The organism is Winogradskyella sp. PC-19 (genome assembly GCF_002163855.1).
Lineage (GTDB): Bacteria > Bacteroidota > Bacteroidia > Flavobacteriales > Flavobacteriaceae > Winogradskyella.
The window spans coordinates 2,949,802-2,975,644 of the sequence record NZ_CP019332.1; the positions used below are offsets into that span (position 1 = coordinate 2,949,802).

A 25,843-nucleotide genomic window follows, 5' to 3' on the forward strand; every position below is an offset into this window, starting at 1 on the left:
TTTAACAAAAATTAAGTAAAAAAATGGAAAATAAATAAAGTGCGCACGAGAAGACTCGAACTTCCACGGACTAATGTCCACCAACCCCTCAAGCTGGCGCGTCTACCAATTCCGCCACGTGCGCAAAAAATGAAATATAAATGTAAAAAAAAAGTTAAGCAATTTGCTTAACTTTTTTTGTGACTTGGCTGGGGCTCGAACCCAGGACCCTCTCCTTAAAAGGGAGATGCTCTACCAACTGAGCTACCAAGTCATTAATCTTTTTCTCTAACGAGGGTGCAAATATAAAATGTTTAATTAATAAAACAATGCTTTTTTTATATATTTTTTTGTTTTTTTGTGGGACAGCTTTGTAGGTGTTTCACAATCAATTTATAAGCAAATATGATTATAGTTTTAATGGGGTATATGGGTTCTGGGAAATCTACAATTGGCAAGGAATTAGCTGCGATTTTAAGTTATAATTTTATTGATTTAGATGATTATATCGTAGATAGAGAGAAGATGTCAATTTCTGAAATATTTGACAAAAAGGGAGAAATTTATTTCAGAAAGAATGAGGCTGCATATTTAGAGGAGATTTTAGAAGGAGAAGACAAAACGGTTTTATCTCTAGGCGGAGGTACGCCGTGTTACGGAAATAATCTAAATCTAATACTAAATAGTATAGAGGTTAAATCTTTTTACTTAAAAGCGTCTATTCCTGAGCTAGTAAAACGTTTGAAACCCGAAAAAAGTAACCGTCCAGTAATTAATCATCTAAAAACTGATGAAGAATTTTTTGAGTTTTTTGGAAAGCACCTTTTTGAGCGTTCTCCATTTTATTCAAAATCGAATGTTACTATTACTACTGATAATAAAACTTCGAATACCATTGTAGAAGAAATTGTATTAAATTTAATCTAAGTAGGCTTCGTAAGGTTGCTTACTTAAATTAACATTAATATGTTCTTTCAGAGAAGTTGAAAGAGATATACCTTTAAAATCTGCTTTTACAGGAAATTTTTTATGATTTCTGTTTACTAAAACTGCTGTTTTAAATTGTTTTAAAGGGACTTCTAAAAAATGCCTTACACCGTATATCAGCGTACTACCAGAGTTAAGGACATCATCGACTAAAACTATTGATTTATTGGTATACTCTTTTGAAGTAAGTGAAGTTGATAATGGATTTAAAGGTGTTTTTTTATCTATTGAAACTTTGCATAATACACTATGTATTTTTGATATTTTATCTAAGTTTGCTTTGATTTTTTTTGCTAGCAGAAACCCGTTTTTATCAATACCTGCTATAATTAGCTCTTTTTCATTAACGTTTGATTCATATATTTGATAAGATATTCTTTTTATCTTATGCTGAATTTCTTGATGATTGAGTATGGTATTTTTTTCTGTTATCATGCTTTTTTTTAAATATATAAAGAGTTATTTATTCATAAGGTAACAATAAAAATCATTCTTCTTCATCAATGTAATTTTCTATAGAGCGTCTGTCTTTTTTTGTGGGTCTTCCTGTTCCTTTTTTTCTATAATAGTCTTTACTATATTTTAATAATTCTTGAGCTTCAAATTCAGATTTAGGAGTTAAATCGGTTATGTAGATATCGACAAGTTTTGCGCCAACACGGTTAGGTGGAATGTCATTTATTCTAATCTTATAATTAACTTGATTTTTTCTAAGTACTATTGTATCACCTATATAGACTTCTCTACTAGGTTTTACAACAGCTTCATTGACCTTTACTTGACCTTTTTTACAGGCAATTGAGGCTTGATTTCGGGTTTTGTGATATCTCACACACCATAAATACTTATCTATTCGCATATAATTTAACTAAAAACTGCGTTAATCAATTTGTACAAAAGTATTATATTATTGTATCTTGCGGCCTAAAATTAAGCAATATTGAACCGTGTTTATGCTTTAAATAAATATGAATTTAAATGACCCTATGAAATTAAGAACATTCCTATCTAGTATTTTTGTTTTTTCACTATTGATTTTTGCTTGTTCACCAGATGAGCCTGAAATATCTCTTGTACCTGATAGAGATAGAACTGAGCAACAAGCAACAGATAAAGCCTTGTTATTATCATATTTAGGTACGCATTATTATAACAGTGCAGATTTAGCAGCAATTATAAATCCAGAGCCTAGCGACATTATTATTACTGAATTGGCAGAAGGAGCTACAGTTCCTATGGGACATACATTATTGGCTGGTGCTGTTGAAACAAGAACTACAGTTTTTGAGGAAGCAACTTATGAATATTATATTCTGAAAATAAACCAAGGAGGAGGAGATGAGTCACCTAATTTTACAGATAAAGTAAGAGTAGAGTATGAAGGTAGCTTAATTGAAGATGCTTCTGTTTTTGATAGCGCTATTAATCCTGTAGATTTTAATTTGGTAGGATTTGGAGTTAATTCTGGCGGAGTTATTACGGGGTGGCAACGTGTTTTTCCAGAATTCAACACTGCAGCTAGTTTTACAACTGGGTCTAATGTAGAATATGACGATTATGGAGTTGGTGTAATGTTTTTGCCATCTGGTTTAGCTTATTTTTCAACGCAATTAGTTGGTATTCCTTCATATTCTAATTTAATATTTAAGTTTACTTTATTTCAAACTGAAATAAATGACCATGATAGTGACGGTGTGCCATCATACATCGAAGATTTAAATAATAATTCAAGTACTTTCGATGAAGATACTGATGATAACTCAATTGTAAATTATGTTGACCCTGATGATGATGGAGATGGTGTACTTACAATTAATGAACTATTTAGAACTGAATATATTGTTGACACAAATAATGGTGAATCAGAACCTGAATTAGATAATAATGAATTTGAATTAGGTAGAACCCAATCCATGGGTGTTATAACTATAACAACAGGTAAAATATTAGACACAGATAATAATAATATTCCTGATTATTTGGATGAGGATATTACAATTAATTACAATGAGTAGTATAAATATTAGAAAAAAAAACCCGCTAATTTAATTAGCGGGTTTTTTTTTCTAATATTTATACTTTATAATTTGTATGATAAACTTAAAATAAGTTGCTCAGGTCTTGTATCTAATCGGTCAAGAGAGATAACATTATTATTGTCTATAAAAGTAGCTTCATTATCGCTAAAACCTCTTTCGTATCTTAAATCTATTCCTAACCTATTAAGATTTAATCCAATACCAAAATTTAAACCTACACTAAAGTCACTTTCAATATTATCAATCCTAGTATTGCCAAAATCTGTATCCAAAATATATTGTAATGCTGGACCACCAAAGACGTTTATTGGCCCTAATACTTTTAGACCAACCAATAAGGGTACATCAATTTTTTGTACATCAAATTCACCTAAGTCGTAATCACTTTTCGTCTTAGTATAAACAATTTCTGGTCTGAAATATAGTTTGTTTCCTAACTTGCCAAATACACCAATATGGTATCCTACATTTTGGTCTGGGTTTTCAAAATTTTGGGCAGCCGATTCAAAATAATCTCCGTTACCACCATAATTTAAACCTGCTTTAATACCAAATCCACTTCCAGATTGCGCAAATAAACTTGTTGAAAATCCTGCCACTAAAAGTGCAGTAAAAAATAAATTCTTCATAATTATTCGTTTTTGATTTAGATTACTTAAACAAAAACGCTGCCAAACTCAACTTATTTTCTACTGATTGCTTTTTTTGAAGCCTCAATTATCGCTTTACTGTTTAATCCGTACTTGTCCATAAGCTGGGCAGGTGTGCCAGATTCTCCGAAAGTGTCTTTGGTTGCAACAAACTCTTGAGGTGTTGGATTGTTCTCTACCAAAACTCTAGAAACACTTTCTCCTAGACCACCTAAGTAGTTGTGCTCTTCGGCTGTTACAATACAACCTGTTTTAGAAACAGATTCTAAAATAGCAGCATCATCTAAAGGCTTTATCGTATGAATATTTATGACCTCAGCAGAAATACCTTCGTCATTTAAAGCTTTAGACGCTTCCAATGCTTCCCATACGAGATGACCAGTAGCAACAATAGTTACATCAGTTCCTTCTGTAAGTTTTATAGCTTTTCCTATCTCAAAATTTTGGACTTGAGGAGTGAAATTTGCTACTTTTGGACGTCCAAAACGTAAATAAACAGGACCATTATGTTTTGCAATCGATAATGTAGCTGCTTTTGTTTGATTATAATCACAAGTATTGATAACTGTCATTCCTGGAAGCATTTTCATTAAACCAATATCTTCTAAGATTTGGTGCGTTGCACCATCTTCACCTAATGTTATACCTGCGTGAGAAGCACAAATTTTTACATTTTTTCCTGAGTAAGCTACACTTTGTCTTATTTGATCGTAAACACGACCAGTTGAAAAATTTGCAAATGTTCCTGTAAAAGGGATTTTCCCACCAATAGTAAGACCAGCTGCTATACCAATCATATTTGCTTCTGCTATGCCAACTTGGTAAAATCGCTCTGGATGATTGGCTTTGAAGTCATCCATTTTTAAAGAACCTATTAGATCTGCGCAAAGTGCAACAACATTTTCGTTGGTTTGTCCAAGTTCTGTTAAACCAGCACCAAACCCCGAACGTGTATCTTTATTTCCTGTGTTTTCGTATGTTTTCATAATTCTTAAATCAAAAATGGATTAATAATCGCCTAAGGTCTCAGCATTTTGGGTTAACGCAATTTGTAATTGCTCATCATTAGGTGCTTTACCGTGCCAGGCATGAGTATTCATCATAAAATCTACACCATTACCCATTTCCGTTTTTAGTAAAACACAAACTGGTTGCCTTTTTCCGGTTCTAGATTTTGCTTCAGTCATACCTTCGAGGATAGCTTCTATATTATTCCCTTCTTCAATCTCAACAACAGTCCAACCAAAAGCTTCAAATTTCTGTTTGATATTACCCATTGGTAAAACATCATCTGTTGCTCCATCTATTTGTTTCCCATTTAAGTCAATAGTAGAAATTAAATTATCTACTTTTTTTGCAGAAGCATACATAATTGCCTCCCAATTTTGACCTTCTTGTAACTCTCCATCTCCATGAAGACTGTATATCAGATGAGAATCCGCGTTTAATTTCTTTGCTTGAGCAGCGCCAATTGCAACTGACATACCTTGACCAAGAGAACCAGAAGCAATTCTAATTCCTTCTAGACCTTCGTGAGTTGTAGGGTGTCCTTGAAGTCTTGAGTTGATTAATCTAAAAGTATTTAATTCATCTACAGGAAAGTATCCCGAACGTGCAAGAACACTATAATATACAGGAGAAATATGTCCGTTAGATAGAAAGAATAAATCTTCACCAAAACCATTCATGTCAAAATGGTCTTTTCTATCCATTATCTCTTTATAGAGAGCGACAAAAAATTCGGCACAACCAAGGGAGCCTCCTGGGTGACCAGAGTTTACCTTGTGTACCATGCGAAGTATATCTCTTCGAACTTGGGTTGTTAAATCTTGTAATTCTTGAATGTTTGGCATCTTTTTATGACTTATTTTAGTGCTTCAAAAATAGTGGTTTCGTTTTCTGTAACAAAGTCTCAAAGAAGCCACTTATTAACGATTTTATTGAATTGCTAACAATTTTAAATTTAATTAAGAGCTTATGCAATTGAGTTATTTATATTTGCGCTTTCACAACTATTTTAATGGATTTTAAAAAGATTGCCATAGATGCTGGAAGTAAAGCCAGAGCAGGAGAGATAAAAACAGATCACGGTAAAATTGAAACACCAATTTTTATGCCAGTGGGTACAGTTGCTACTGTAAAAGGCGTACATCAGCGTGAACTAAAAAACGATATTAATCCTGATATAATTTTAGGAAATACCTACCATTTATATCTAAGACCACAAACAAAGATTTTAGAAGAGGCAGGCGGATTACATAAATTTATGAATTGGGATAGAAATATCCTTACAGATTCTGGCGGTTATCAAGTTTATTCTTTATCTGCAAATCGCAAGATTAAAGAAGAAGGTGTTAAGTTTAAGTCTCATATAGATGGTAGTATGCACATGTTTACTCCTGAAAATGTTATGGAGATACAACGTTCTATAGGTGCTGATATTATTATGGCTTTTGATGAGTGTACACCATATCCTTGTGATTATAATTATGCTAAGCGCTCGATGCATATGACACATCGATGGTTAGATAGATGTATTAATCATTTAGAAAAAACACCTTTTAAATACGATTACGAACAAACTTTTTTTCCAATTGTACAAGGCAGTACTTATAAAGATTTGCGAAAACAATCTGCAGAATATATTGCTAATGCAGGTGCGCAAGGTAATGCAATTGGCGGTTTGTCAGTAGGAGAACCTGCAGAGGAAATGTACGGTATGACTGAAGTAGTTTGTGATATTTTACCAGAAGACAAACCAAGATATTTAATGGGAGTTGGTACGCCAATAAATATTTTAGAAAATATTGCGTTAGGTGTAGATATGTTTGACTGTGTAATGCCAACAAGAAATGCAAGAAATGGCATGCTTTTTACAGCTCATGGCACCATTAATATAAAGAACGCTAAATGGGCTAATGATTTTTCACCTATTGACGATATGGGTATTACATATGTAGATACAGATTACAGTAAAGCATATTTAAAACATTTGTTTACAGTAAATGAATTATTAGGAAAACAAATTGCAACTATACATAATCTTGGATTCTATCTTTGGTTAGTGAGAGAAGCACGTAAACATATAATTGCGGGTGATTTTAGAGTTTGGAAGGATAAAATGGTAAAACAAATGGATAAACGTTTGTAAAAAATGAAAATATTAGATTGGTACATACTAAAGCGTTATTTGTTTACATTTTTAATGATGTTACTACTATTTATACCGATTGCTATAATGGTTCACCTTGCCGAAAAAATTGGTAAGATTATAAGTAACGATGTGCCATTTGATGAGTTGGCTTTATATCTACTTAATTTTACTATATATTTTGCTAACCTATTATTCCCATTATTTTTATTTCTTTCAGTTATATTTTTTACTTCAAAATTAGCTAGAAATACTGAGATTGTAGCTTTTTTGAGTTCTGGTGTTTCTTTTACAAGATTTTTAAGACCATATATAATTGGAGCAACAATAGTAGCACTAATGGCTTTAGGCTTAGGAATGTTTTTGGCACCAAAAGCAAGCCAAGGGTTTAATGAATTCAAGTATAAATACTTATCGCGAAATAAGAATATTCAAGATACAAAGGATGTTTTTAGAAGAATTACAGACAACGATATTATATACGTAAGCTCTTATGACCCTAAAAGTAAGAGAGGTCAAAATTTCACTTTAGAACATTTTGAAGATGATAGATTAGAGTATAAGATATTCGCAAGTAGTATTCAATATATGGAAGAAGATTCTATATATAAATTAAGATCATACTATAAGAGAAGCTTTGACAGTATTGGTAATGTGACCGTTGAAGAAAAACGTGTTCTAAATGTTGAATTTTCTTTTGATACTGAGGACTTGACACCAGTTAACTACATAGCTGAAACTAAGCCATATGACGAACTTGTAGATTTTATTGAGAAAGAAAAGCAAAGAGGCTCACCCAATATAGGTAGATACGAAGTTGTGAAGTTCAAAAAGTGGAGCTTACCAGCATCAGTATTTATCTTGACCATTATAGCAGTAGCAGTTTCGTCAAAAAAACGACGTGGAGGCATGGGTGTAAACCTAGCTATAGGTATTACTATTGCCATGGTTTATGTGTTTTTTGACAAGATATTTGGTGTAATGGCACAACAATCTAACTTCTCACCTTTAGTAGCTGTATGGTTTCCAAACATTGTTTTTGGTACATTAGCAGGATATTTACTATACAATGCGAGGCGATAATTTTAAGCATTACTTACACTTACATTTTTTAGTTTTCATAGCTGGATTTACTGCAATTTTAGGCGAAAAGATATCCATTGGCTCTTTTTCTTTAGTTTGGTATCGTATGTTAATAGCTGGTGTTTTAATGTACTTGTATATCAAAATCACAAAGAAAAACCTAAAAATTAGTAGTCGATTAGCTATGCAATTAAGTATTGCTGGATTTATAATTGCGGCACACTGGATTACATTCTTCGAAGCTATTAATCAATCTAATGTTTCTATTACTTTAGCAATGTTTTCTTCTGGAGCATTTTTCGCTTCATTTATTGAGCCTATTTTTTTTAAACGAAAAATTTTGTGGTACGAAATTTTATTTGGTATAGTAGTAATTTTTGGAGTGTTTTTAATTGTTCAAGGCGAGTTAGACTATATTAATGGCATTCTTTTAGGTATAGCATCAGCTTTGTTTTCTACTCTTTTTGCAGTTATTAACGGTAAACTAATTTTAAAACATAGGGCTAGTGTTATCTCATTTTATGAGTTTGTTAGCGGTGTTGTATGTATAAGTATAGGTATTGGGATTTTTTATGGTGGTTTTGATACAGAATTTTTTAATCTTTCAAACGAAGATTGGACCTATATAGTAGTATTAGCTTCAATTTGTACTGCTTACGCCTTTATTGCAGCAGTAGAAGTGATGAAATATATTTCGCCTTTCACAGTAATATTAAGTTATAATTTAGAACCTGTTTATGGTATACTATTGGCACTATATTTCTTCCCAGAAAATGAACAAATGTCACCTCAATTTTATTATGGTGCTATAATAGTCATACTTGCTGTTGTTTTAGATGCTATTATTAAGAATTACCGTACAAAGAAATTGAAAAAATCTAATTAATTACATTAAAATGTCATTAGCTGTAGAGTAATTTATATTTTTGTGGACTAACTAAAAAAACTAACTTCAAATTGTATGGAATATTTAGAGTTTGAATTACCAATAAAAGAATTAGAAGATCAATTACAAAAATGCAAGGTCATTGGAGATGAAAGTGAAGTTGACGTAACTGAGACCTGTAAACAAATTGAAAAGAAATTAGCTGAAACCAAAAAAGATATTTATAAAAATCTATCGGCTTGGCAACGAGTTCAACTATCTAGACATCCAGATAGACCTTACACATTAGACCATATAAATGCGCTTTGTGGCGATTCGTTTTTAGAATTACATGGTGACAGGAATGTAAAGGACGATAAAGCTATGATAGGTGGTCTAGGTAAAATAGGTGACCAAACTTATATGTTTATCGGCCAGCAAAAAGGTTTTAATACTAAAACAAGACAGTATAGAAACTTTGGGATGTCTAATCCAGAGGGTTACCGTAAAGCATTACGCTTAATGAAGTCTGCAGAAAAATTTGGAATTCCAGTTGTTACTTTAATTGATACACCTGGTGCTTATCCTGGTTTTGAAGCAGAAGAACGTGGACAAGGAGAAGCTATTGCAAGAAATATATTAGAGATGACTCGTTTAAAGGTCCCAATCATTACCATAATCATTGGTGAAGGTGCATCTGGTGGTGCATTAGGTATCGGTGTAGGAGATAAGGTGATGATGTTAGAAAACACTTGGTATTCTGTAATTTCTCCAGAATCTTGTTCTTCAATTTTATGGCGTAGTTGGGAATATAAAGAGCAAGCAGCCGAAGCGTTAAAGTTAACAGCCAAGGACATGAAACGTATGAAGCTAGTTGATCAAATTATTAAAGAACCCTTAGGTGGCGCGCACAAAGACAGAAATAAAACATTTTTAGCAGTAAGAGATGCTATTGTCAAAACTTTTGATGAGCTCAAAAACTTATCACCAAAAGAATTGGTTAAGCAACGCATGGAAAAATATGGCGAAATGGGAGTTTATAAATAAAAACTTCAATAAAACATAGTATACTTAAAAAGACTGAAGCCTACTGCTTCAGTTTTTTTATCGCTATTAACAATAAAATCAAGTTATCAACAGGTGAAATGTTAATCAGTTGTTGATGATTGGAAGTAAGTAAATCAGTGTTTTCTTAACGATTTAGTTACTTTCGTAAGCCTTTGAAAAAGAAATATTATCTTTAAAAGTGTAAACTCATTTTTATATAATTAATCCGCTAAATTGAGTAATCAATAATGAAACAACCAAATCCAGTACAAGGCTATAAAGTCGATAAAAGCTCCTTAATAAGCTTGGAAAAAGGGAAAATACCACCTCAAGCATTAGATTTGGAGGAGGTTGTGCTTGGTGCAATGATGATTGATAAAAAGGGAGTTGATGAGGTTATTGATATTTTAAGCCCTGATGCTTTTTACAAAGAATCACATAAATTTATATTCGAATCTATTTTCAAATTATTTGAAAATAGTGAACCAGTAGACTTATTAACAGTTTCAACACAATTAAGAAAAGAAGGAAAGCTAGATTTAGTCGGCGGTGATTTTTATCTAATATCTTTAACGCAACGTGTATCTTCTTCAGCACATATTGAGTTCCATGCACGCATTATTCTTCAAAAGTATATACAAAGAAGCCTTATTAAAATTTCAAACGAAATTATTGAAGACGCTTATGATGAAGGACAAGATGTATTTGATTTATTAGACAATGCAGAAGCAAAACTTTACGAGGTTACCCAAGGTAATGTAAAGAAGTCAACCGAAACTGCTCAGAGTCTGGTAATTCAAGCAAAGAAAAAGATTGAAGAGATTTCCAATAAAGAGGGTATGAGTGGAATTCCTTCTGGATTTGACAAGCTTGATAAGTTAACATCTGGTTGGCAACCTTCTGATTTGGTAATTATTGCTGCTCGTCCAGGTATGGGTAAAACAGCTTTTACGTTAACAATGGCTCGAAATGTCGCTGTAAATAGTAATATTCCAGTTGCATTTTTCTCTTTAGAAATGTCATCCGTACAGTTAATTACACGTTTGATTTCTAGTGAAACTGGTTTATCTTCAGAAAAACTAAGAACAGGTAAGTTAGAAAAACATGAGTGGGAGCAACTCAATGTCAAGGTTAAGACTTTAGAGAAAGCACCTTTATTTATTGATGATACACCTTCACTTTCAATATTTGATTTACGAGCAAAAGCCCGTCGTCTAGCTTCTCAATACGGTATTAAAATGATAATGATCGATTATCTGCAATTAATGACTGGTGGAGGAAGTAATAAAAACGGTAATCGTGAACAAGAAATTTCTATGATTTCTCGTAACTTAAAAGCTTTAGCCAAAGAATTAAATATTCCTGTAATTGCGCTATCTCAATTATCTCGTGCAGTAGAAACTCGAGGTGGAAGTAAAAGACCTTTATTATCTGATTTACGTGAATCTGGTGCAATTGAACAAGATGCAGATATTGTATCATTTATTTATCGACCTGAGTATTATAAAATTGACGAATGGGATGATGAAGAACGTTCACCTACTGAAGGACAAGGAGAATTTATTGTAGCAAAACACAGAAATGGTGGTTTAGAAAATATACGACTAAAATTCATTGGACACTTAGGTAAGTTTGATAATTTAGATGATTTTGACACACCATTTGGAGAGTTTCACTCAAAAATGAATGCTGCGGCAAACGATGATACCTTTAAGACAGACCATTTTCCATCCGCAAGTGATGCTTTTGACGCTCCAGAAGATGATGGTGTTCCTTTTTAAATATTTATAATTTTACTAAGAGTTATTTGATGTTTTATGTATTAATTTTATCAAATATTCTATTTTCTGCCCTATGCTTAACGAAAGACGTACAACAAATATATTATTGCTAATTATAGCAGTGCCAATAGTGTTTTATCTACTTAAGGTGCTATCATTTATATTTATCCCATTGATTTTTTCAATGTTTATTGCGTTGTTGTTTCTACCGCTAATGCGTTGGTTAGGTCGAAGAAAAATTCCAAAATTTGTAAGTATAATAATTGTATTATTCTTGGTTGCTGCCGGATTAAAAATAGGTATTGAGCTTATACAATTATCTAGTAGAGAGATTTTAGCAAATAACGCAGAGTTTCTTGAGAAAGCAGAACCAAAGATAAATAGTCTAAAAGGTTATTTATCCGACAGCTTTGGTATTGAATTTGAATCAAAAAAGAACGTTTTTGCTCAATTCTTTCAAAAAGAAAACATTGGTTCCACCATTGGATTTTTGAGAAAATTTTTGACGACTTTGTTAATGACTGCATTTTTTGTTGTCCTTTGGCTTGCAGAATCTATTAATGTACAAGCAATGCTAAACAATACAATATTAAAACAAAAGTACACCTCGGTAAAAGCATTTATGAAAATCGAAAAAGACCTTATTAAGTTCATTAAGGTAAAGGTTTTGGTAAGTGCCTTAACAGGAATTTTTACTGGCTTAATGTGTGTATTTTTTGATGTTAGCTTTCCTATTTTTTGGGGGTTATTTGCTTTTGTTATTAATTTTGTACAAATGGTCGGCTCTTTTGTATCTGTAATATTACTTTCAATATTTGCCTTTGTAGAGTTGGATACCTCTAGTACATTATTGTTTTTTATACTTTCAATTACTTTAGTTCAAGTTGTATTTGGAGCTATATTAGAACCAATTTTTATGGGAAAATCCTTTTCTATAAATATAATAGCAGTTTTAGTAATGTTAATGTTTTGGGGCTTTTTATGGGGAATTCCAGGTTTAATTATGGCTATTCCAATAACAGTATTTCTAAAAATAATCATGGAGCAGTTTAAGGGTACAAAAGTTATTGCCAGTCTGCTCTCAGGAAAACAAACATCCTTGAATGATTATTAATTTATCAATATCATAAAAGAATAATAAAGAGTTCGCTAGCTTTAGTTTTTTAAGTATCTTTCATTTAGAAATTATAGAAATTGAAAAAGCACATTTTATTATTGATAATAGTCCTTAGTGGCTATTTTGTTCATGCGTCTTACTTGTTGATTCCTATGGATGCAGAAACTCAAGAAAATCACCTTAAAGCTTATGGTGTTACTTTCTGGACACTAGAAAGAAATCTCAAAGTAAAATGGCTATTAAATTATAGAGGTGGTTCTTTTTTATTACCTGATGCAGAAATTATTCAACGAGAATGTCAAATAAGAGGTGTTTCTTTTGAAATTATATCTGATAGTCAGGCTACTAAAATTTTAGACGATATATCGAGTCCTTCTGTTAATCAAGAGGCTGTTGTATTAGAAAAAGCACCAAAAATTGCTGTTTATACACCTTACGGTAAGCAGCCATGGGACGATGCAGTTACTATGGTTTTGACTTATGCAGAAATCCCATATGAAACTATTTATGACGAAGAGGTATTAAAAGACGAATTATTGCTTTATGATTGGTTACACCTTCATCACGAAGATTTTACTGGGCAATTCGGTAAATTTTATCGTAGTTACCGTTCTGCCGCATGGTATATTAAAGAGAAGAAAGAGGCTGAGGCATTAGCTAAACGCTTAGGGTATAATAAGGTTTCAGATGCAAAATTAGCAGTTGCACTAAAAATTAGAAATTATGTTGCAGGTGGCGGTTTTATGTTTGCTATGTGTTCTGCAACTGACAGTTTTGATATAGCATTGTCAGCAGAAAATGTTGATATCTGTGAGCCAATGTTTGATGGTGACGGAAGTGATGCAGGTTATCAGAACAAGATTGATTTTAAAAACACTTTTGCATTCAAAGATTTCATTCTAGAGAGAAATCCTAATATTTATGAGTTTTCTTCAATTGACATGACTCGTAAACGCAAGATACCAAAGTCAACTGATTATTTTTCACTAATGCAATACTCAGCTAAATGGGATCCAATCCCAACAATGCTTACTCAAAATCACACAGCTTTGGTAAAAGGTTTTATGGGGCAAACGACATCATTCACACGTGAGCAAATAAAATCAAACGTCTTGGTTATGGGAGAAAATAAAACCAACGGTGAGGCAAAATATATACACGGAATTAAAGGTAAAGGCTTCTTTACTTTCTACGGAGGTCATGACCCTGAAGATTATACCCATCGTGTTGGAGACCCAAAAACAGAGCTTGATTTACATCCAACTTCACCAGGATATCGCTTAATACTTAATAATGTATTATTTCCAGCTGCTAAAAAGAAGAAGCAAAAAACTTGAGTTGTTTTAGATGTCCAATAGAATTTCGTCTTTTTTTAAGTTGCTTTTAATTTCATCCATTTTTTGGGTGTTAGTATTTCTTTTATTTACTGCAATTAGATATAATGGCTTAGAAGAGGAAATGCACTTATATACAGATGATGAATTATTTTTACCAATCAGAGCTATTTATGAAGCTGCTATTGTATTTGGTCTTACAATAAGTCTTTTTTATGCTACAATAGAGTTTTTATTTGATAGACTGGCTAAACGATTCATCTTAGGGGTAAGTATTTTTCTTAAATCGATTATATATTTTATTCTAATCGTAGTTATGGTTAGCTTAACTTCTTTTCATCTTGAAGAGCAGATAGATATAGATATATATAATGAAAGAGGTTGGTGGAGAGATGATCCATTTTTTTGGATTACAGTAATCTATTTTGTTAGTGCCTCAGTTGTTTTTTCGTTATTTAGAATTGCAAATGATAGGTTTGGTCGTGGTAATTTTATTCAAATTCTTTTAGGTAAATATAAACGCCCAAAGGAACAGGAACATGTTTTGATGTTTATTGATTTAAAAGACTCTACAAAAATTGCCGAAAAATTAGGACATCACAAATACAGTCAATTCATTCAAGATTGCTTTATTGATTTAAACATGTCTTTAAATAATTTTGAAGCTGAAGTTTACCAATATGTAGGTGATGAAGCTGTTATTTATTGGCCAAGTAAAAAAGGATTTAGGAATAATAATTGCATAAATCTGTTTTTTGCGTTCGAAAAAAGATTAAATAGAAGAGAAGACTATTACAAAAACAAATACGCTTTTAATCCTAAATTTAAAGCAGGTTTGCATTTTGGTAAGCTTATGGTTGCTGAAATAGGAACTATAAAAAAAGATTTGGCTTTTCATGGAGATGTAATAAATACTGCGTCAAGGATACAAAGCCTTTGCAATATATTTAATCAGCACCTACTAGTGTCAGAGTCGGTTTTAGAAAAATTAAATATATCTAAATCTCATTATAAGTTACTTTCTCAGGATATGGAACTAAAAGGGAAAGAAGAACGCTTAAAGATTTATGCCATATATAAAAAAACCGATTCGTAAAGAACCGGTTTTTGATTTTTAGTGAGAGCCCACGTGACAACCACAAGCACCTCTTGTAAAGCTTTGCGCTTCTTCATGCCATGGAAAGGCTTGATTATATTTTGAATTTTCCCAATAGAATTTTGTACGTTCTTTTGGTTCATTTCCTATTTCATTCATAGTTTCCGTATCATACAATCTACCATTAATCATTGTATATACTATGCTTTCTGAATTACGAATGTTCTCAAGCGGGTTTTTATCCATAACAATAAGATCTGCCAGTTTCCCTTTTTTAAGAGAGCCAATATCATTAGCAGCTCCAATATAATCTGCACCATTAATAGTCGCTGCTTTTAAAGCTTCATGGTTAGTCATACCACCTTGTTGCAACATCCATAATTCCCAATGTGCACCAAGGCCTTGTAACTGTCCATGAGCACCTAAATTTACTTTAACACCAGCATCACTTAAAGCTTTGCAAGTTTTTGAAACGAGGATATGTCCATTATCGTACTCTTCATCAGGAATCATAATTCGATGTCTAGAACGAGAATCGATAATCGACCTAGGCATATATTTTAATAGTTTTTCATTTTCCCAAACATTAGTATTTTGATACCAATACATTTCACCATTCATTCCGCCATAATTTACAATAAGCGTAGGTGTGTAGCCAACGTTGCTATGTCCCCAAAGCTCTAGAACATCTTTATAAACTGGCGCTACAGGAATATTATGTTCTACACCAGTATGTCCATCCATAACCATTGTAATGTTGTGATAAAACGTTGAACCGCCTTCAGGGACTACAAAAATACCTTCTTCACGTGCAGCCTGCAATACTTGTTGACGTTGCTCTCGTCTTGGCTGATTGTAACTTTTTACAGATAATGCTCCAAAAGCTTTTGTTCTTTTTATTGAAGAGCGAGCATCATCAAGGTTATTAATAACGGCTTTAAAATCACCATCTGCACCATACAAAATAAATCCTGTAGAGTAGAGGCGAGGTCCGACGAGGCTTCCATTTTTTTGTAATTCGGAAAGTGCAAAGACAGTTTCAGAATTGGCTGAAGGATCATGAGTAGTAGTAATGCCATAGGCTAAATTGGCATAAAATTGCCAATGTTTTTGGGTAGTTAAGCCATAACGAAAACCGCCAATATGTGCATGTGCATCTACCATACCTGGCATAATAGTTTTCCCTGTAACATCATATACTTTTGCATCCGACGGAATTGATACATCTGACGCTTTACCTATGTTTTCAATTCTATTATTATCTATAATAATTATTCCGTTTTCGATGACTTCATCACCTTCCATTGTAATTATTCGCGCTCCTTTTAAAACTATTTTTCCTTCAGGTTTATCAGTTTTAGCTTCTAGATTAATTTTAATTCCAGTTTCTATAACCTTGGTGTCCTTTGATACATTGGCTGAATAGTATTGATTTCCCAATGTCCAATGAATAGTTTTACTATCCTTAGACCAATGTATATTAATACCAGCGTCCTTTGATAATTTTGTTACAGGAACAAACTTGGCCTTATCAGTTAGGTCTAATGTTTTTCCAGTCTTAGGCATTGGAGCTATATATACTTTATGTAAATGTATAAATGCTATCCAATTTCCATCAGGACTAGGAACCAAGCGGTTTCCATGTTTTGATTTGACATGAATGCGTTCTTCAAAACCATTAATGTCTACACTTTTCAATTCTTTGGTTAAAGCACCAAAAAACTGACCTCCTTTTTGATAGATAATTCGTGTATCGTCTCCATTAAATATAGGATAATCACCTTCTTTAGTGATACGTTTTGCATTTGAGCCATTAGCATTCATAAGGTATAAGCCCGTTTTTTTGGAGAATGTGTGACCTTGTTCGTTATTACCACCTTCTTTTCGGTACACAATATGCTTTCCGTTGTTTGAATATGATGGATTTCTATAAATACCTTTCTCAGAAGATAGCTTTGTTGATGTTCCTCCAATAACAGAAACGGAATGAATTGCTCCAAGATTTTGGTCATTCCATGTGACATAAGTAATTCTATTTCCATCAGGAGAAAAGGTAGGTTCAAATTCAAAATCGGTTCCAGTGGTTAAGCGTTTTGCTTTACCATTAGGTAATTCTTGAATGTGTAAATAACCTAAAGCATTAAATACAAATGATTTTCCGTCAGGAGAAGTAACTGCATGGCGAATTACTTTAGCATCAAATTTATCTGGAGCAACTGGACTATTGACTTCGATTGCTTTGGCAATTTTAATTTTTGCATCAACCTGAAAAGGAATTTCAGAAACGCCTAAAGTATTAATGTTTATTCTTTTTATTTTTCCTCCGGACCATATAACAATATCTTCGTCATTTGGCATCCAACTAAAATTAGTATAAACTCCAAAGATTGCCCAAGCTTCTTGCTGGTCTTTGTTAAGCTTATCATATATAGGCCATTCTTCACCAGAATCTAAATCATGAATATATAGTACGGATTTTGTACGCACACGTTTTACAAAAGCTAGCTTTTTACCATCTCTAGATATCTGTGGTCGTGCTGCACCACCTGGACCACCAGTAATTCTTCCAATCTTACCGGTTTCCATATTATATCTATTAATCACATAAATTTGTTTGTTTGGGTCTTTGTTGTATTGAAAAAATCCTCCAGGATATGCATCTTCACTGTAGTATAAATATTTGCCATCAGGAGATATTGTTGGTTCATTTATATCTTGCTGGTCATTCTTCTTTTTTATTAGTTGAATGCCGCTACCACCAGACTTATGATACATCCACATTTCACCAGCTCCAAGAGAGCGTGAAGAAGTAAAATGTTTTCTGGCAATTAAATAGTTTCCATCTGGAGTCCAAATAGCATTATTTAGTAATCTAAAGTTTTCTTTAGTGATTTGTTTTGCGTCTGAGCCATCACTCTCCATAATCCATATATTATCTCCGCCACCAGCATCACTTGTAAAAGAAATGTATTTACCGTCTGGACTAAATCGTGGTTGGATTTCAAAGGGAAGTCCTTCTCTTAATACTTTTGCTTTTCCACCTTTGATATCAAGTTTATATATGTCACCTAGGAGGTCAAAAATAATAGATTTTCCATTAGGACTTACGTCAAGATTCATCCAAGTTCCCTCGTTGGTAGATAGTTTTAATTCTTTAAAGTCCCAATTACCTTCTGGGTTAGATACATCCCAAGATTTCTTTTTGTCTTTGTCTTGACTAAAAGTAATTAATGTAAAAAGTAAAAAAAGACCAGTGATGAGTTTAATACGCTTCATGTAATTAGTTTTAATATACTTGTAAGGTACTTAAAAAATGAAGTTTTCTATTAGGTCTTTATAGGATTGATAAGGATAAAATAAAAAGCCCAACTCTAAGAGTTGGGCTTTTTTAAGCGAAATGTTGTTATTAATTTGGCTAAAAGCCCTACTTAACTTTGTTTACTATTGCTTCAAAAGCCGTAGGATTATTCATAGCTAAATCTGCTAGAACCTTACGATTCAATTCGATATTGTTAGCTTTTAATTTTCCCATAAATTTTGAATAGCTCATCCCATGTTGTCTTGCACCTGCATTAATACGCATAATCCATAACGCACGGAATGTTCTTTTTTTGTTTCTGCGGTCTCTGTACGAATATTGCATCGCTTTGTCTACCGCGTTTTTTGCTACTGTCCAGACGTTTTTACGTCTTCCCCAATAACCTTTTGCTTGCTTAAGAACCTTTTTTCTTCTGGCTCTCTTTGCAACTGAATTTACTGATCTTGGCATTTCTTTAATTGTTTTTTGTAGTAGGCGACCAACTTGGTACTTGCTAAATAGTTTTGCCTAACTCCAGGGTTTATAAATTGTTTTAACCGATTAAAACGTTGTTACTTTAAACGTAACATTGTTTTAATGTTATCCTCATCTGCTTTGTGTACCAAAGTGTCATGAGTTAACTTAAGCTTACGCTTTTTAGATTTTTTTGTCAATATATGACTCTTAAAAGCATGCTTTCTTTTAATCTTACCAGTGCCAGTTAGTTTGAAACGTTTCTTAGCACTTGATTTTGTTTTCATTTTAGGCATTTTATCCTCTTTTTAATTACGCTTCGCTTATTATCTTAAATACTGAATTATTCAGTTTTCTATTTCTTCTTTGGAGCAATAAACATAATCATACGTTTACCCTCTAATTTAGGCATTTGTTCTACCTTACCATATTCTTCTAAGTCTTGAGCAAGTCTTAGTAATAATATTTGACCCTGCTCTTTGAATACAATCGAACGTCCTTTAAAAAACACAAAAGCTTTTAGTTTTGCACCTTCTTTTAAGAACTTTTCAGCATGTTTCTTTTTAAACTCATAATCATGGTCATCAGTTTGTGGTCCAAATCTAATTTCTTTTACAACTACTTTAGTTGCTTTTGATTTTAGAGCTTTCTCACGTTTCTTTTGTTCGTAAAGAAACTTCTTATAATCCATAACTTTACAGACAGGCGGCTTGGCATTAGGAGAAATCTCCACGAGGTCAAGACCTTGTTCATCGGCAATCGATAAAGCTTTTCTTGTAGGATATACACCTATTTCCACATTATCACCAACTAGTCTTACCTCTTCGGCTCTAATTTTTCCATTAATCTTGTGCTTGTCCTCTTGGACTACACGTCTGCTGAAATTTTTTCTTCTACGTATTGCTATGGCTAATAAATTTTAATTAAACGTTATTGTTATTTGAAAGTTTTTAGGCTTTCGTTTACTTGTTTTGTTACTATTTCTGTAAAGGCATCTACACTAATCGTGCCTAAATCTTCTCCGCCGTGAGCTCTTACAGTTATAGTGTTGTCTTTTTCTTCTTGCTCACCTACAACAATCATAAATGGATACTTTTGCATTTCTGCTTCACGGATTTTCTTTCCTACAGTTTCATTTCGATTATCTGCGAGGGCGCGAATTTCGTTATTTTCTAGCAAATTTAAAACTTTTTCAGCGTATTTTTCATATTTCTCACTGATAGATAATACAATAGCTTGTTCAGGCATTAACCAAAGAGGAAAATTGCCACCAGTATGTTCTAGCAATATAGCTACAAAACGTTCCATACTTCCAAATGGTGCGCGATGAATCATCACTGGTCTATGTAGCTCGTTATCACTGCCTTTATAAGTTAAGTCAAAACGCTCAGGAAGATTGTAATCTACTTGAATTGTCCCTAATTGCCATTGTCTTCCAAGGGCATCTTTGACCATAAAATCTAACTTAGGTCCGTAAAAAGCAGCTTCGCCTTCTTCGACAACAAAGTTGAGTCCTTTGTCTTTTGCAGCATTAAGAATTGCATTTTCTGCTTTTTCCCAATTTTCAAGACTTCCGATGTACTTTTCAGGAGTTTTTGGGTCTCTTATTGAAACTTGTGCTGTAAAATTTTCAAAGCCAAGGGAGCCAAATACATAAAGAACCAAATCTATCACTTCTTTAAATTCTTTATCTAATTGGTCTGGTGTACAGAAAATATGTGCATCATCTTGTGTAAATCCTCGAACACGTGTTAAACCATGGAGCTCACCACTTTGTTCGTATCTATATACTGTACCAAACTCAGCATAGCGTTTAGGTAATTCCCTGTATGAAAATGGTTTTGTGTTGTATATCTCGCAATGGTGTGGGCAGTTCATTGGTTTAAGTAAAAACTCTTCGCCTTCATTGGGTGTTGTTATAGGTTGAAAGCTGTCTTCTCCATATTTAGCATAATGTCCAGAAGTCTCATAAAGTTCCTTTTGTCCAATATGTGGTGTCACAACCATTTCGTAACCCGCTTTTTTCTGAGCGGCTTTTAGGAAGTTTTCAAGTCGCTCACGTAAGGCAGCACCTTTTGGTAACCATAGAGGTAAACCTTGTCCTACTTTTCTCGAAAAAGTAAAAAGGTCTAATTCTTTACCTAGTTTTCTATGGTCACGTTTCTTAGCTTCTTCTAGTAAATGTAAATATTCTGTAAGCTCTTTTTGTTTAGGAAATGAAACACCATAAACACGTGTGAGTTGCTTTTCATTTTCATCACCTTTATAATATGCGCCAGCAACGCTTAATATTTTAACTGCTTTAATGATTCCAGTATTAGGAATGTGTCCGCCACGACACAAATCTGTAAAAGTATCATGGTCGCAGAAGCTTATTGTGCCGTCTTCAAGGTTTTCAATAAGGTCAACTTTATATTCGTTTTTACCTTTATACAATTCTAAAGCATCAGCTTTTGTAATAGAGCGCATTTTAAAATCGTGCTTTCCACGAGCAATCTCTATCATTTTTGTTTCAATAGCTTTAAAATCCTTTTCAGAAATTGTGCCTTCACCCAAATCCACATCATAATAAAAACCATTATCAATCGCTGGACCAACCCAAAGCTTAACGCCAGGATATAATTCTTCCAAAGCCTGAGCTAAAACGTGAGCCGAAGAATGCCAAAATGCTTTCTTACCATAATCATCTCTGAAAGTATATAAAACAAGACTACCATCAGTGGTCAATGGAGTGGTAGTTTCAATAATTGTATTATTGAATTTTGCAGAAATAACGTTTCGGGCAAATCCCTCGCTAATATCTACAGCCACTTCGCGAGGTGTCACGCCTTCTTTAAAAGCACGCACCGAACCATCAGGTAAAGTAATTTGTATCATTATTATTTGTAGTTTTTAATAACTAGCAAATATATAGGTATATCATCAACTAGCAAAGCTTACTAGGTTATTAGTGTTTAATATTTTTGGATGTTTTCACTCATACTCATTTTACAAGTGTAAAAGTGGTAGAGCTTTTGTTTCAACTCCTTATATTTTGTTTTAGCTTTTGGAAGCCAAATTAATGTGGGCTATTTACGTTGACCCTTAACGCGAATTAGATAAAGGTCATAATTACCTTTATTAGTTTGTAGTTAGTTAAAAAGGGTATTTACAAGTTTCTCTAATCAGGATACAATTAATAAGGTATACATGTATGATTAAATCTAAGGTATTTTTTTAAAATATTTTGGTTTGTATGTGCTTTGTATTAAGGGTTTTAGTGAAGTTTAGTAAATAACTTAAAAATAAAGTTGAAAAAAGTATTGTGAGATTAAAAAGTGGTTTTATATTTGCACCCTCAAAACGGCGAAATAGTTTTGTTTTGAGAAGTTCTTTTAGAGTATTATAGGGTTAAAAAAATAAAATAAAAGTTTTTCATTTTTATTTTGTGAGAAACAAAAAAGCATTTTATATTTGCACCCGCTTAAGAGATAAACGCCTTAAGAGAATTTAAGAAATACGTTCATTAACATATTGAATTGACAGCGTAAGATTTTGTTGGAAACGACAAAATTAAACAAGAGAATAAATCATATTGAGACTTTGAAAATTCTAAATTAGTTGTTGAAGATAATAGTGGAAACACTTAAAAATTTAACGATGAAGAGTTTGATCCTGGCTCAGGATGAACGCTAGCGGCAGGCCTAACACATGCAAGTCGAACGGTAACAGGAGAGAGCTTGCTCTTTTGCTGACGAGTGGCGCACGGGTGCGTAACGCGTATACAATCTACCTTTTACAGGGGGATAGCCTTTAGAAATGAAGAATAATACCCCATAGTAAGTAAATTTCGCATGGAAATTACTTTAAAGATTTATCGGTAAAAGATGAGTATGCGTTCTATTAGCTAGATGGTAAGGTAACGGCTTACCATGGCAACGATAGATAGGGGCCCTGAGAGGGGGATCCCCCACACTGGTACTGAGACACGGACCAGACTCCTACGGGAGGCAGCAGTGAGGAATATTGGACAATGGAGGCAACTCTGATCCAGCCATGCCGCGTGCAGGAAGACTGCCCTATGGGTTGTAAACTGCTTTTATATAGGAAGAAACCTTTCCACGTGTGGAGAGCTGACGGTACTATAAGAATAAGGATCGGCTAACTCCGTGCCAGCAGCCGCGGTAATACGGAGGATCCAAGCGTTATCCGGAATCATTGGGTTTAAAGGGTCCGTAGGTGGATAATTAAGTCAGAGGTGAAAGTTTGCGGCTCAACCGTAAAATTGCCTTTGATACTGGTTATCTTGAATCATTGTGAAGTGGTTAGAATATGTAGTGTAGCGGTGAAATGCATAGATATTACATAGAATACCAATTGCGAAGGCAGATCACTAACAATGTATTGACACTGATGGACGAAAGCGTGGGGAGCGAACGGGATTAGATACCCCGGTAGTCCACGCCGTAAACGATGGTCACTAGCTGTTCGGACTTCGGTCTGAGTGGCTAAGCGAAAGTGATAAGTGACCCACCTGGGGAGTACGTTCGCAAGAATGAAACTCAAAGGAATTGACGGGGGCCCGCACAAGCGGTGGAGCATGTGGTTTAATTCGATGATACGCGAGGAACCTTACCAGGGCTTAAATGTAGATTGCATTAGCTAGAGATAGCTATTTCTTCGGACTATCTACAAGGTGCTGCATGGTTGTCGTCAGCTCGTGCCGTGAGGTGTCAGGTTAAGTCCTATAACGAGCGCAACCCCTGTTGTTAGTTGCCAGCGAGTCAAGTCGGGAACTCTAACAAGACTGCCAGTGCAAACTGTGAGGAAGGTGGGGATGACGTCAAATCATCACGGCCCTTACGTCCTGGGCTACACACGTGCTACAATGGTAGGGACAGAGAGCAGCCACTGGGCGACCAGGAGCGAATCTACAAACCCTATCACAGTTCGGATCGGAGTCTGCAACTCGACTCCGTGAAGCTGGAATCGCTAGTAATCGCATATCAGCCATGATGCGGTGAATACGTTCCCGGGCCTTGTACACACCGCCCGTCAAGCCATGGAAGCTGGGAGTGCCTGAAGTCCGTCACCGTAAGGAGCGGCCTAGGGTAAAATCGGTAACTAGGGCTAAGTCGTAACAAGGTAGCCGTACCGGAAGGTGCGGCTGGAACACCTCCTTTCTAGAGAAAGACGACTGATTTATAATAAAAAATCAAAGATTAGATTTGATTTTATTCTCTTGCTGTTAATTTAATTTTATAAAATAATTAAGTAGAGTCTCATAGCTCAGCTGGTTAGAGCGCTACACTGATAATGTAGAGGTCGGCAGTTCGAGTCTGCCTGAGACTACTAATTAAAGGAAATTCTAGAAGTTGGGATTCACAATTCAAAATTCTGAACTCAAAAGTTCTGAATTTCAAATGGGGGATTAGCTCAGCTGGCTAGAGCGCCTGCCTTGCACGCAGGAGGTCATCGGTTCGACTCCGATATTCTCCACAATTCAGTTTTAATACTGAAAAACGTTCATTGACATATTGAAAAAGATACATGAAATTTATAATAGGTAATCGTTTACCTGTTATAGATATAATAATTTAATTGTTAATAGTAAGTCACGAGCTGCTATTAATAATGTAACTCATTAAAAAGACAAAAGTACAATAAGCTAAATAAGAGCGTATGGGGAATGCCTAGGCTCTCAGAGGCGATGAAGGACGTGATAAGCTGCGAAAAGCTGCGGGGATTGGCACATACAAATTGATCCGTAGATATCCGAATGGGGCAACCCAGCATGTTGAAGACATGTTATCCGTAAGGAGGCGAACCCGGAGAACTGAAACATCTAAGTACCCGGAGGAGAAGAAAACAAAAGTGATTCCGATAGTAGCGGCGAGCGAAATTGGATTAGCCCAAACCAGTATTGTTACGGCAATGCTGGGGTTGTAGGACTGCGATATTTGAGCTATAATGAATTAGAATGCTTTGGAAAGAGCAACCATAGAGGGTGATAGTCCCGTATAAGTAAAGAGTAGTAAGATAGCAGTATCCTGAGTAGTGCGGGACACGAGTAATCCTGTGTGAATCTGTGGGGACCATCCCATAAGGCTAAATACTCCTGAGAGACCGATAGTGAACTAGTACCGTGAGGGAAAGGTGAAAAGAACCCTGAATAAGGGAGTGAAATAGAACCTGAAACCATACGCTTACAAGCGGTCGGAGCGGATTTATCCGTGACGGCGTGCCTTTTGCATAATGAGCCTACGAGTTACCGTTGCTAGCAAGGTTAAGGACTTCAGGTCCGGATCCGTAGCGAAAGCGAGTCTGAATAGGGCGCTTTAGTTAGTAGTGGTAGACGCGAAACCGTGTGATCTACCCATGGGCAGGTTGAAGCTGTAGTAACATACAGTGGAGGACCGAACCGGTTGACGTTGAAAAGTCTTCGGATGACCTGTGGGTAGGGGTGAAAGGCCAATCAAACTCGGAAATAGCTCGTACTCCCCGAAATGCATTTAGGTGCAGCGTTGATTTATAGTTTTATAGAGGTAGAGCTACTGATTGGATGCGGGGGCTTCACCGCCTACCAATTCCTGACAAACTCCGAATGCTATAAAATGTTAATCAGCAGTGAGGGCATGGGTGCTAAGGTCCATGTCCGAGAGGGAAAGAACCCAGACCATCAGCTAAGGTCCCCAAATGTATGTTAAGTTGAATAAACGAGGTTGAACTGCTTAGACAGCTAGGATGTTGGCTTGGAAGCAGCCATTCATTTAAAGAGTGCGTAACAGCTCACTAGTCGAGCGGTTCGGCATGGATAATAATCGGGCATAAACATACTACCGAAGCTATGGACTTGTAAAAGTGGTAGGGGAGCATTGTAGTGTCGTCGAAGGTGAAGCGTGAGCTTTGCTGGAGAAGCTACAAAAGAAAATGTAGGCATAAGTAACGATAATGCGGGCGAGA

Annotated in this window: 20 protein-coding genes, 4 tRNA genes and 2 rRNA genes (1 of these 26 cut by a window edge); 14 read left to right on the forward strand and 12 right to left on the reverse strand. The window is 34.6% G+C overall.

Annotated elements, in window-relative coordinates:
* Window positions 1–40: 40 nt before the first annotated feature.
* Together BTO05_RS13755 and BTO05_RS13760 are read right to left on the reverse strand one after the other, a co-directional pair.
* A tRNA-Leu gene (locus BTO05_RS13755) sits at window positions 41–124 on the reverse strand.
* A 56-nt stretch (window positions 125–180) separates the two neighbouring features.
* A tRNA-Lys gene (locus BTO05_RS13760) sits at window positions 181–253 on the reverse strand.
* A gap of 131 nt (window positions 254–384) precedes the next feature.
* On the opposite strand from BTO05_RS13760, the gene BTO05_RS13765 reads away from it, so the two are divergent.
* A complete protein-coding gene (locus BTO05_RS13765; protein ID WP_087493224.1) occupies window positions 385–906 on the forward strand; it encodes a shikimate kinase in 522 nt (173 codons plus the stop codon).
* On the opposite strand, the gene BTO05_RS13770 is transcribed toward BTO05_RS13765, so the two are convergent.
* The gene (locus BTO05_RS13770) at window positions 898–1,401 is read right to left on the reverse strand and encodes a phosphoribosyltransferase family protein (protein ID WP_087493225.1); all 504 of its coding nucleotides are present in this window, start codon (window positions 1,399–1,401) and stop codon (window positions 898–900) included. The genes BTO05_RS13765 and BTO05_RS13770 overlap by 9 nt on opposite strands.
* Before the next feature lie 52 nt (window positions 1,402–1,453).
* A complete protein-coding gene (locus BTO05_RS13775; protein ID WP_087493226.1) occupies window positions 1,454–1,825 on the reverse strand; it encodes an RNA-binding S4 domain-containing protein in 372 nt (123 codons plus the stop codon).
* Window positions 1,826–1,952: 127 nt separating this feature from the next.
* On the opposite strand from BTO05_RS13775, the gene BTO05_RS13780 reads away from it, so the two are divergent.
* Window positions 1,953–2,981 (forward strand): FKBP-type peptidyl-prolyl cis-trans isomerase, encoded by a 1,029-nt coding sequence (locus BTO05_RS13780; protein WP_157662598.1) that lies wholly within the window; start codon window positions 1,953–1,955, stop codon window positions 2,979–2,981.
* Between the two features lie 65 nt (window positions 2,982–3,046).
* On the opposite strand, the gene BTO05_RS13785 is transcribed toward BTO05_RS13780, so the two are convergent.
* From BTO05_RS13785 to BTO05_RS13795, 3 genes are read right to left on the reverse strand one after another with little or no spacing between them, the layout of a single operon-like run.
* Entirely contained in the window at window positions 3,047–3,634 is a 588-nt protein-coding gene (locus BTO05_RS13785; RefSeq protein ID WP_087493228.1) for an outer membrane beta-barrel protein, read from the reverse strand.
* Between the two features lie 53 nt (window positions 3,635–3,687).
* The gene (locus BTO05_RS13790; protein ID WP_087493229.1) at window positions 3,688–4,641 is read right to left on the reverse strand and encodes a transketolase family protein; all 954 of its coding nucleotides are present in this window, start codon (window positions 4,639–4,641) and stop codon (window positions 3,688–3,690) included.
* Window positions 4,642–4,662: 21 nt separating this feature from the next.
* Complete coding sequence (locus BTO05_RS13795; protein ID WP_087493230.1) at window positions 4,663–5,508, reverse strand: transketolase; 846 nt, start codon at window positions 5,506–5,508, stop codon at window positions 4,663–4,665.
* 167 nt (window positions 5,509–5,675) lie between these two features.
* Between BTO05_RS13795 and tgt the strand changes: the two genes are divergently transcribed.
* From tgt to BTO05_RS13835, 8 genes are all read left to right on the forward strand, one after another.
* Window positions 5,676–6,806: a tRNA guanosine(34) transglycosylase Tgt gene (gene tgt / locus BTO05_RS13800; RefSeq protein WP_087493231.1), complete on the forward strand. Its 1,131-nt coding sequence runs from the start codon at window positions 5,676–5,678 to the stop codon at window positions 6,804–6,806.
* 3 nt (window positions 6,807–6,809) lie between these two features.
* Window positions 6,810–7,889 (forward strand): LptF/LptG family permease, encoded by a 1,080-nt coding sequence (locus BTO05_RS13805; protein ID WP_087493232.1) that lies wholly within the window; start codon window positions 6,810–6,812, stop codon window positions 7,887–7,889.
* Window positions 7,876–8,775, forward strand: coding sequence for a DMT family transporter (locus BTO05_RS13810; RefSeq protein WP_087493233.1), 900 nt, complete (start codon window positions 7,876–7,878; stop codon window positions 8,773–8,775). Before BTO05_RS13805 ends, BTO05_RS13810 begins: the two co-directional genes overlap by 14 nt.
* A 75-nt stretch (window positions 8,776–8,850) precedes the next feature.
* Window positions 8,851–9,801, forward strand: coding sequence for an acetyl-CoA carboxylase carboxyltransferase subunit alpha (locus BTO05_RS13815; protein ID WP_087493234.1), 951 nt, complete (start codon window positions 8,851–8,853; stop codon window positions 9,799–9,801).
* A 248-nt stretch (window positions 9,802–10,049) separates the two neighbouring features.
* On the forward strand, window positions 10,050–11,582 hold the full coding sequence (gene dnaB / locus BTO05_RS13820; protein WP_087493235.1) for a replicative DNA helicase: 1,533 nt from the start codon (window positions 10,050–10,052) through the stop codon (window positions 11,580–11,582).
* A 73-nt stretch (window positions 11,583–11,655) separates the two neighbouring features.
* Window positions 11,656–12,696, forward strand: coding sequence for an AI-2E family transporter (locus tag BTO05_RS13825; protein ID WP_087493236.1), 1,041 nt, complete (start codon window positions 11,656–11,658; stop codon window positions 12,694–12,696).
* Between the two features lie 155 nt (window positions 12,697–12,851).
* Entirely contained in the window at window positions 12,852–14,036 is a 1,185-nt protein-coding gene (locus BTO05_RS13830) for an asparagine synthetase B (RefSeq protein WP_087493237.1), read from the forward strand.
* Window positions 14,037–14,046: 10 nt separating this feature from the next.
* Complete coding sequence (locus BTO05_RS13835; RefSeq protein ID WP_087493238.1) at window positions 14,047–15,129, forward strand: adenylate/guanylate cyclase domain-containing protein; 1,083 nt, start codon at window positions 14,047–14,049, stop codon at window positions 15,127–15,129.
* An 18-nt stretch (window positions 15,130–15,147) separates the two neighbouring features.
* Here the strand turns inward: BTO05_RS13835 and BTO05_RS13840 are convergent, their stop codons facing one another.
* From BTO05_RS13840 to thrS, 5 genes are all read right to left on the reverse strand, one after another.
* Window positions 15,148–18,405, reverse strand: a complete 3,258-nt coding sequence (locus tag BTO05_RS13840; RefSeq protein ID WP_087493239.1) for an amidohydrolase family protein — start codon at window positions 18,403–18,405, stop codon at window positions 15,148–15,150.
* Window positions 18,406–18,553: 148 nt separating this feature from the next.
* A complete protein-coding gene (gene rplT / locus BTO05_RS13845) occupies window positions 18,554–18,898 on the reverse strand; it encodes a 50S ribosomal protein L20 (protein WP_087493240.1) in 345 nt (114 codons plus the stop codon).
* Between the two features lie 101 nt (window positions 18,899–18,999).
* Complete coding sequence (gene rpmI / locus BTO05_RS13850) at window positions 19,000–19,197, reverse strand: 50S ribosomal protein L35 (protein WP_087493241.1); 198 nt, start codon at window positions 19,195–19,197, stop codon at window positions 19,000–19,002.
* Between the two features lie 59 nt (window positions 19,198–19,256).
* Complete coding sequence (gene infC / locus BTO05_RS13855; protein WP_198295278.1) at window positions 19,257–19,808, reverse strand: translation initiation factor IF-3; 552 nt, start codon at window positions 19,806–19,808, stop codon at window positions 19,257–19,259.
* Between the two features lie 29 nt (window positions 19,809–19,837).
* Window positions 19,838–21,778 carry a threonine--tRNA ligase gene (gene thrS / locus BTO05_RS13860; RefSeq protein ID WP_087493243.1) on the reverse strand — a complete coding sequence of 647 codons (1,941 nt, stop codon included), beginning with the start codon at window positions 21,776–21,778 and terminating at the stop codon, window positions 19,838–19,840.
* A gap of 759 nt (window positions 21,779–22,537) precedes the next feature.
* Here thrS and BTO05_RS13865 point away from each other — a divergent pair.
* From BTO05_RS13865 to BTO05_RS13880, 4 genes are all read left to right on the forward strand, one after another.
* Window positions 22,538–24,063: ribosomal RNA gene (locus BTO05_RS13865) — 16S ribosomal RNA — on the forward strand.
* 95 nt (window positions 24,064–24,158) lie between these two features.
* Window positions 24,159–24,232: transfer RNA gene (locus BTO05_RS13870), tRNA-Ile, on the forward strand.
* A gap of 73 nt (window positions 24,233–24,305) precedes the next feature.
* Window positions 24,306–24,379: transfer RNA gene (locus BTO05_RS13875), tRNA-Ala, on the forward strand.
* 162 nt (window positions 24,380–24,541) lie between these two features.
* Window positions 24,542–25,843 (forward strand): 23S ribosomal RNA (locus BTO05_RS13880); it runs 1,519 nt beyond the window's last position.
* Together the 16S and 23S rRNA genes with 2 tRNA genes alongside form the textbook arrangement of a ribosomal RNA operon.

Bases quoted from the DNA above. Each gene is read 5' to 3' on its own strand.
- BTO05_RS13765 (WP_087493224.1), top strand. From the start codon at position 385: ATGATTATAGTTTTAATGGGGTATATGGGTTCTGGGAAATCTACAATT.
- rplT (WP_087493240.1), bottom strand. From the start codon at position 18,898: ATGCCAAGATCAGTAAATTCAGTTGCAAAGAGAGCCAGAAGAAAAAAG.
- BTO05_RS13790 (WP_087493229.1), bottom strand. From the start codon at position 4,641: ATGAAAACATACGAAAACACAGGAAATAAAGATACACGTTCGGGGTTT.
- BTO05_RS13815 (WP_087493234.1), top strand. From the start codon at position 8,851: ATGGAATATTTAGAGTTTGAATTACCAATAAAAGAATTAGAAGATCAA.
- BTO05_RS13795 (WP_087493230.1), bottom strand. From the start codon at position 5,508: ATGCCAAACATTCAAGAATTACAAGATTTAACAACCCAAGTTCGAAGA.
- thrS (WP_087493243.1), bottom strand. From the start codon at position 21,778: ATGATACAAATTACTTTACCTGATGGTTCGGTGCGTGCTTTTAAAGAA.
- BTO05_RS13805 (WP_087493232.1), top strand. From the start codon at position 6,810: ATGAAAATATTAGATTGGTACATACTAAAGCGTTATTTGTTTACATTT.
- BTO05_RS13775 (WP_087493226.1), bottom strand. From the start codon at position 1,825: ATGCGAATAGATAAGTATTTATGGTGTGTGAGATATCACAAAACCCGA.
- rpmI (WP_087493241.1), bottom strand. From the start codon at position 19,197: ATGCCTAAAATGAAAACAAAATCAAGTGCTAAGAAACGTTTCAAACTA.
- BTO05_RS13810 (WP_087493233.1), top strand. From the start codon at position 7,876: ATGCGAGGCGATAATTTTAAGCATTACTTACACTTACATTTTTTAGTT.
- BTO05_RS13840 (WP_087493239.1), bottom strand. From the start codon at position 18,405: ATGAAGCGTATTAAACTCATCACTGGTCTTTTTTTACTTTTTACATTA.
- BTO05_RS13830 (WP_087493237.1), top strand. From the start codon at position 12,852: ATGGATGCAGAAACTCAAGAAAATCACCTTAAAGCTTATGGTGTTACT.
- BTO05_RS13835 (WP_087493238.1), top strand. From the start codon at position 14,047: ATGTCCAATAGAATTTCGTCTTTTTTTAAGTTGCTTTTAATTTCATCC.
- tgt (WP_087493231.1), top strand. From the start codon at position 5,676: ATGGATTTTAAAAAGATTGCCATAGATGCTGGAAGTAAAGCCAGAGCA.
- BTO05_RS13825 (WP_087493236.1), top strand. From the start codon at position 11,656: ATGCTTAACGAAAGACGTACAACAAATATATTATTGCTAATTATAGCA.
- BTO05_RS13770 (WP_087493225.1), bottom strand. From the start codon at position 1,401: ATGATAACAGAAAAAAATACCATACTCAATCATCAAGAAATTCAGCAT.
- dnaB (WP_087493235.1), top strand. From the start codon at position 10,050: ATGAAACAACCAAATCCAGTACAAGGCTATAAAGTCGATAAAAGCTCC.
- BTO05_RS13785 (WP_087493228.1), bottom strand. From the start codon at position 3,634: ATGAAGAATTTATTTTTTACTGCACTTTTAGTGGCAGGATTTTCAACA.
- BTO05_RS13780 (WP_157662598.1), top strand. From the start codon at position 1,953: ATGAAATTAAGAACATTCCTATCTAGTATTTTTGTTTTTTCACTATTG.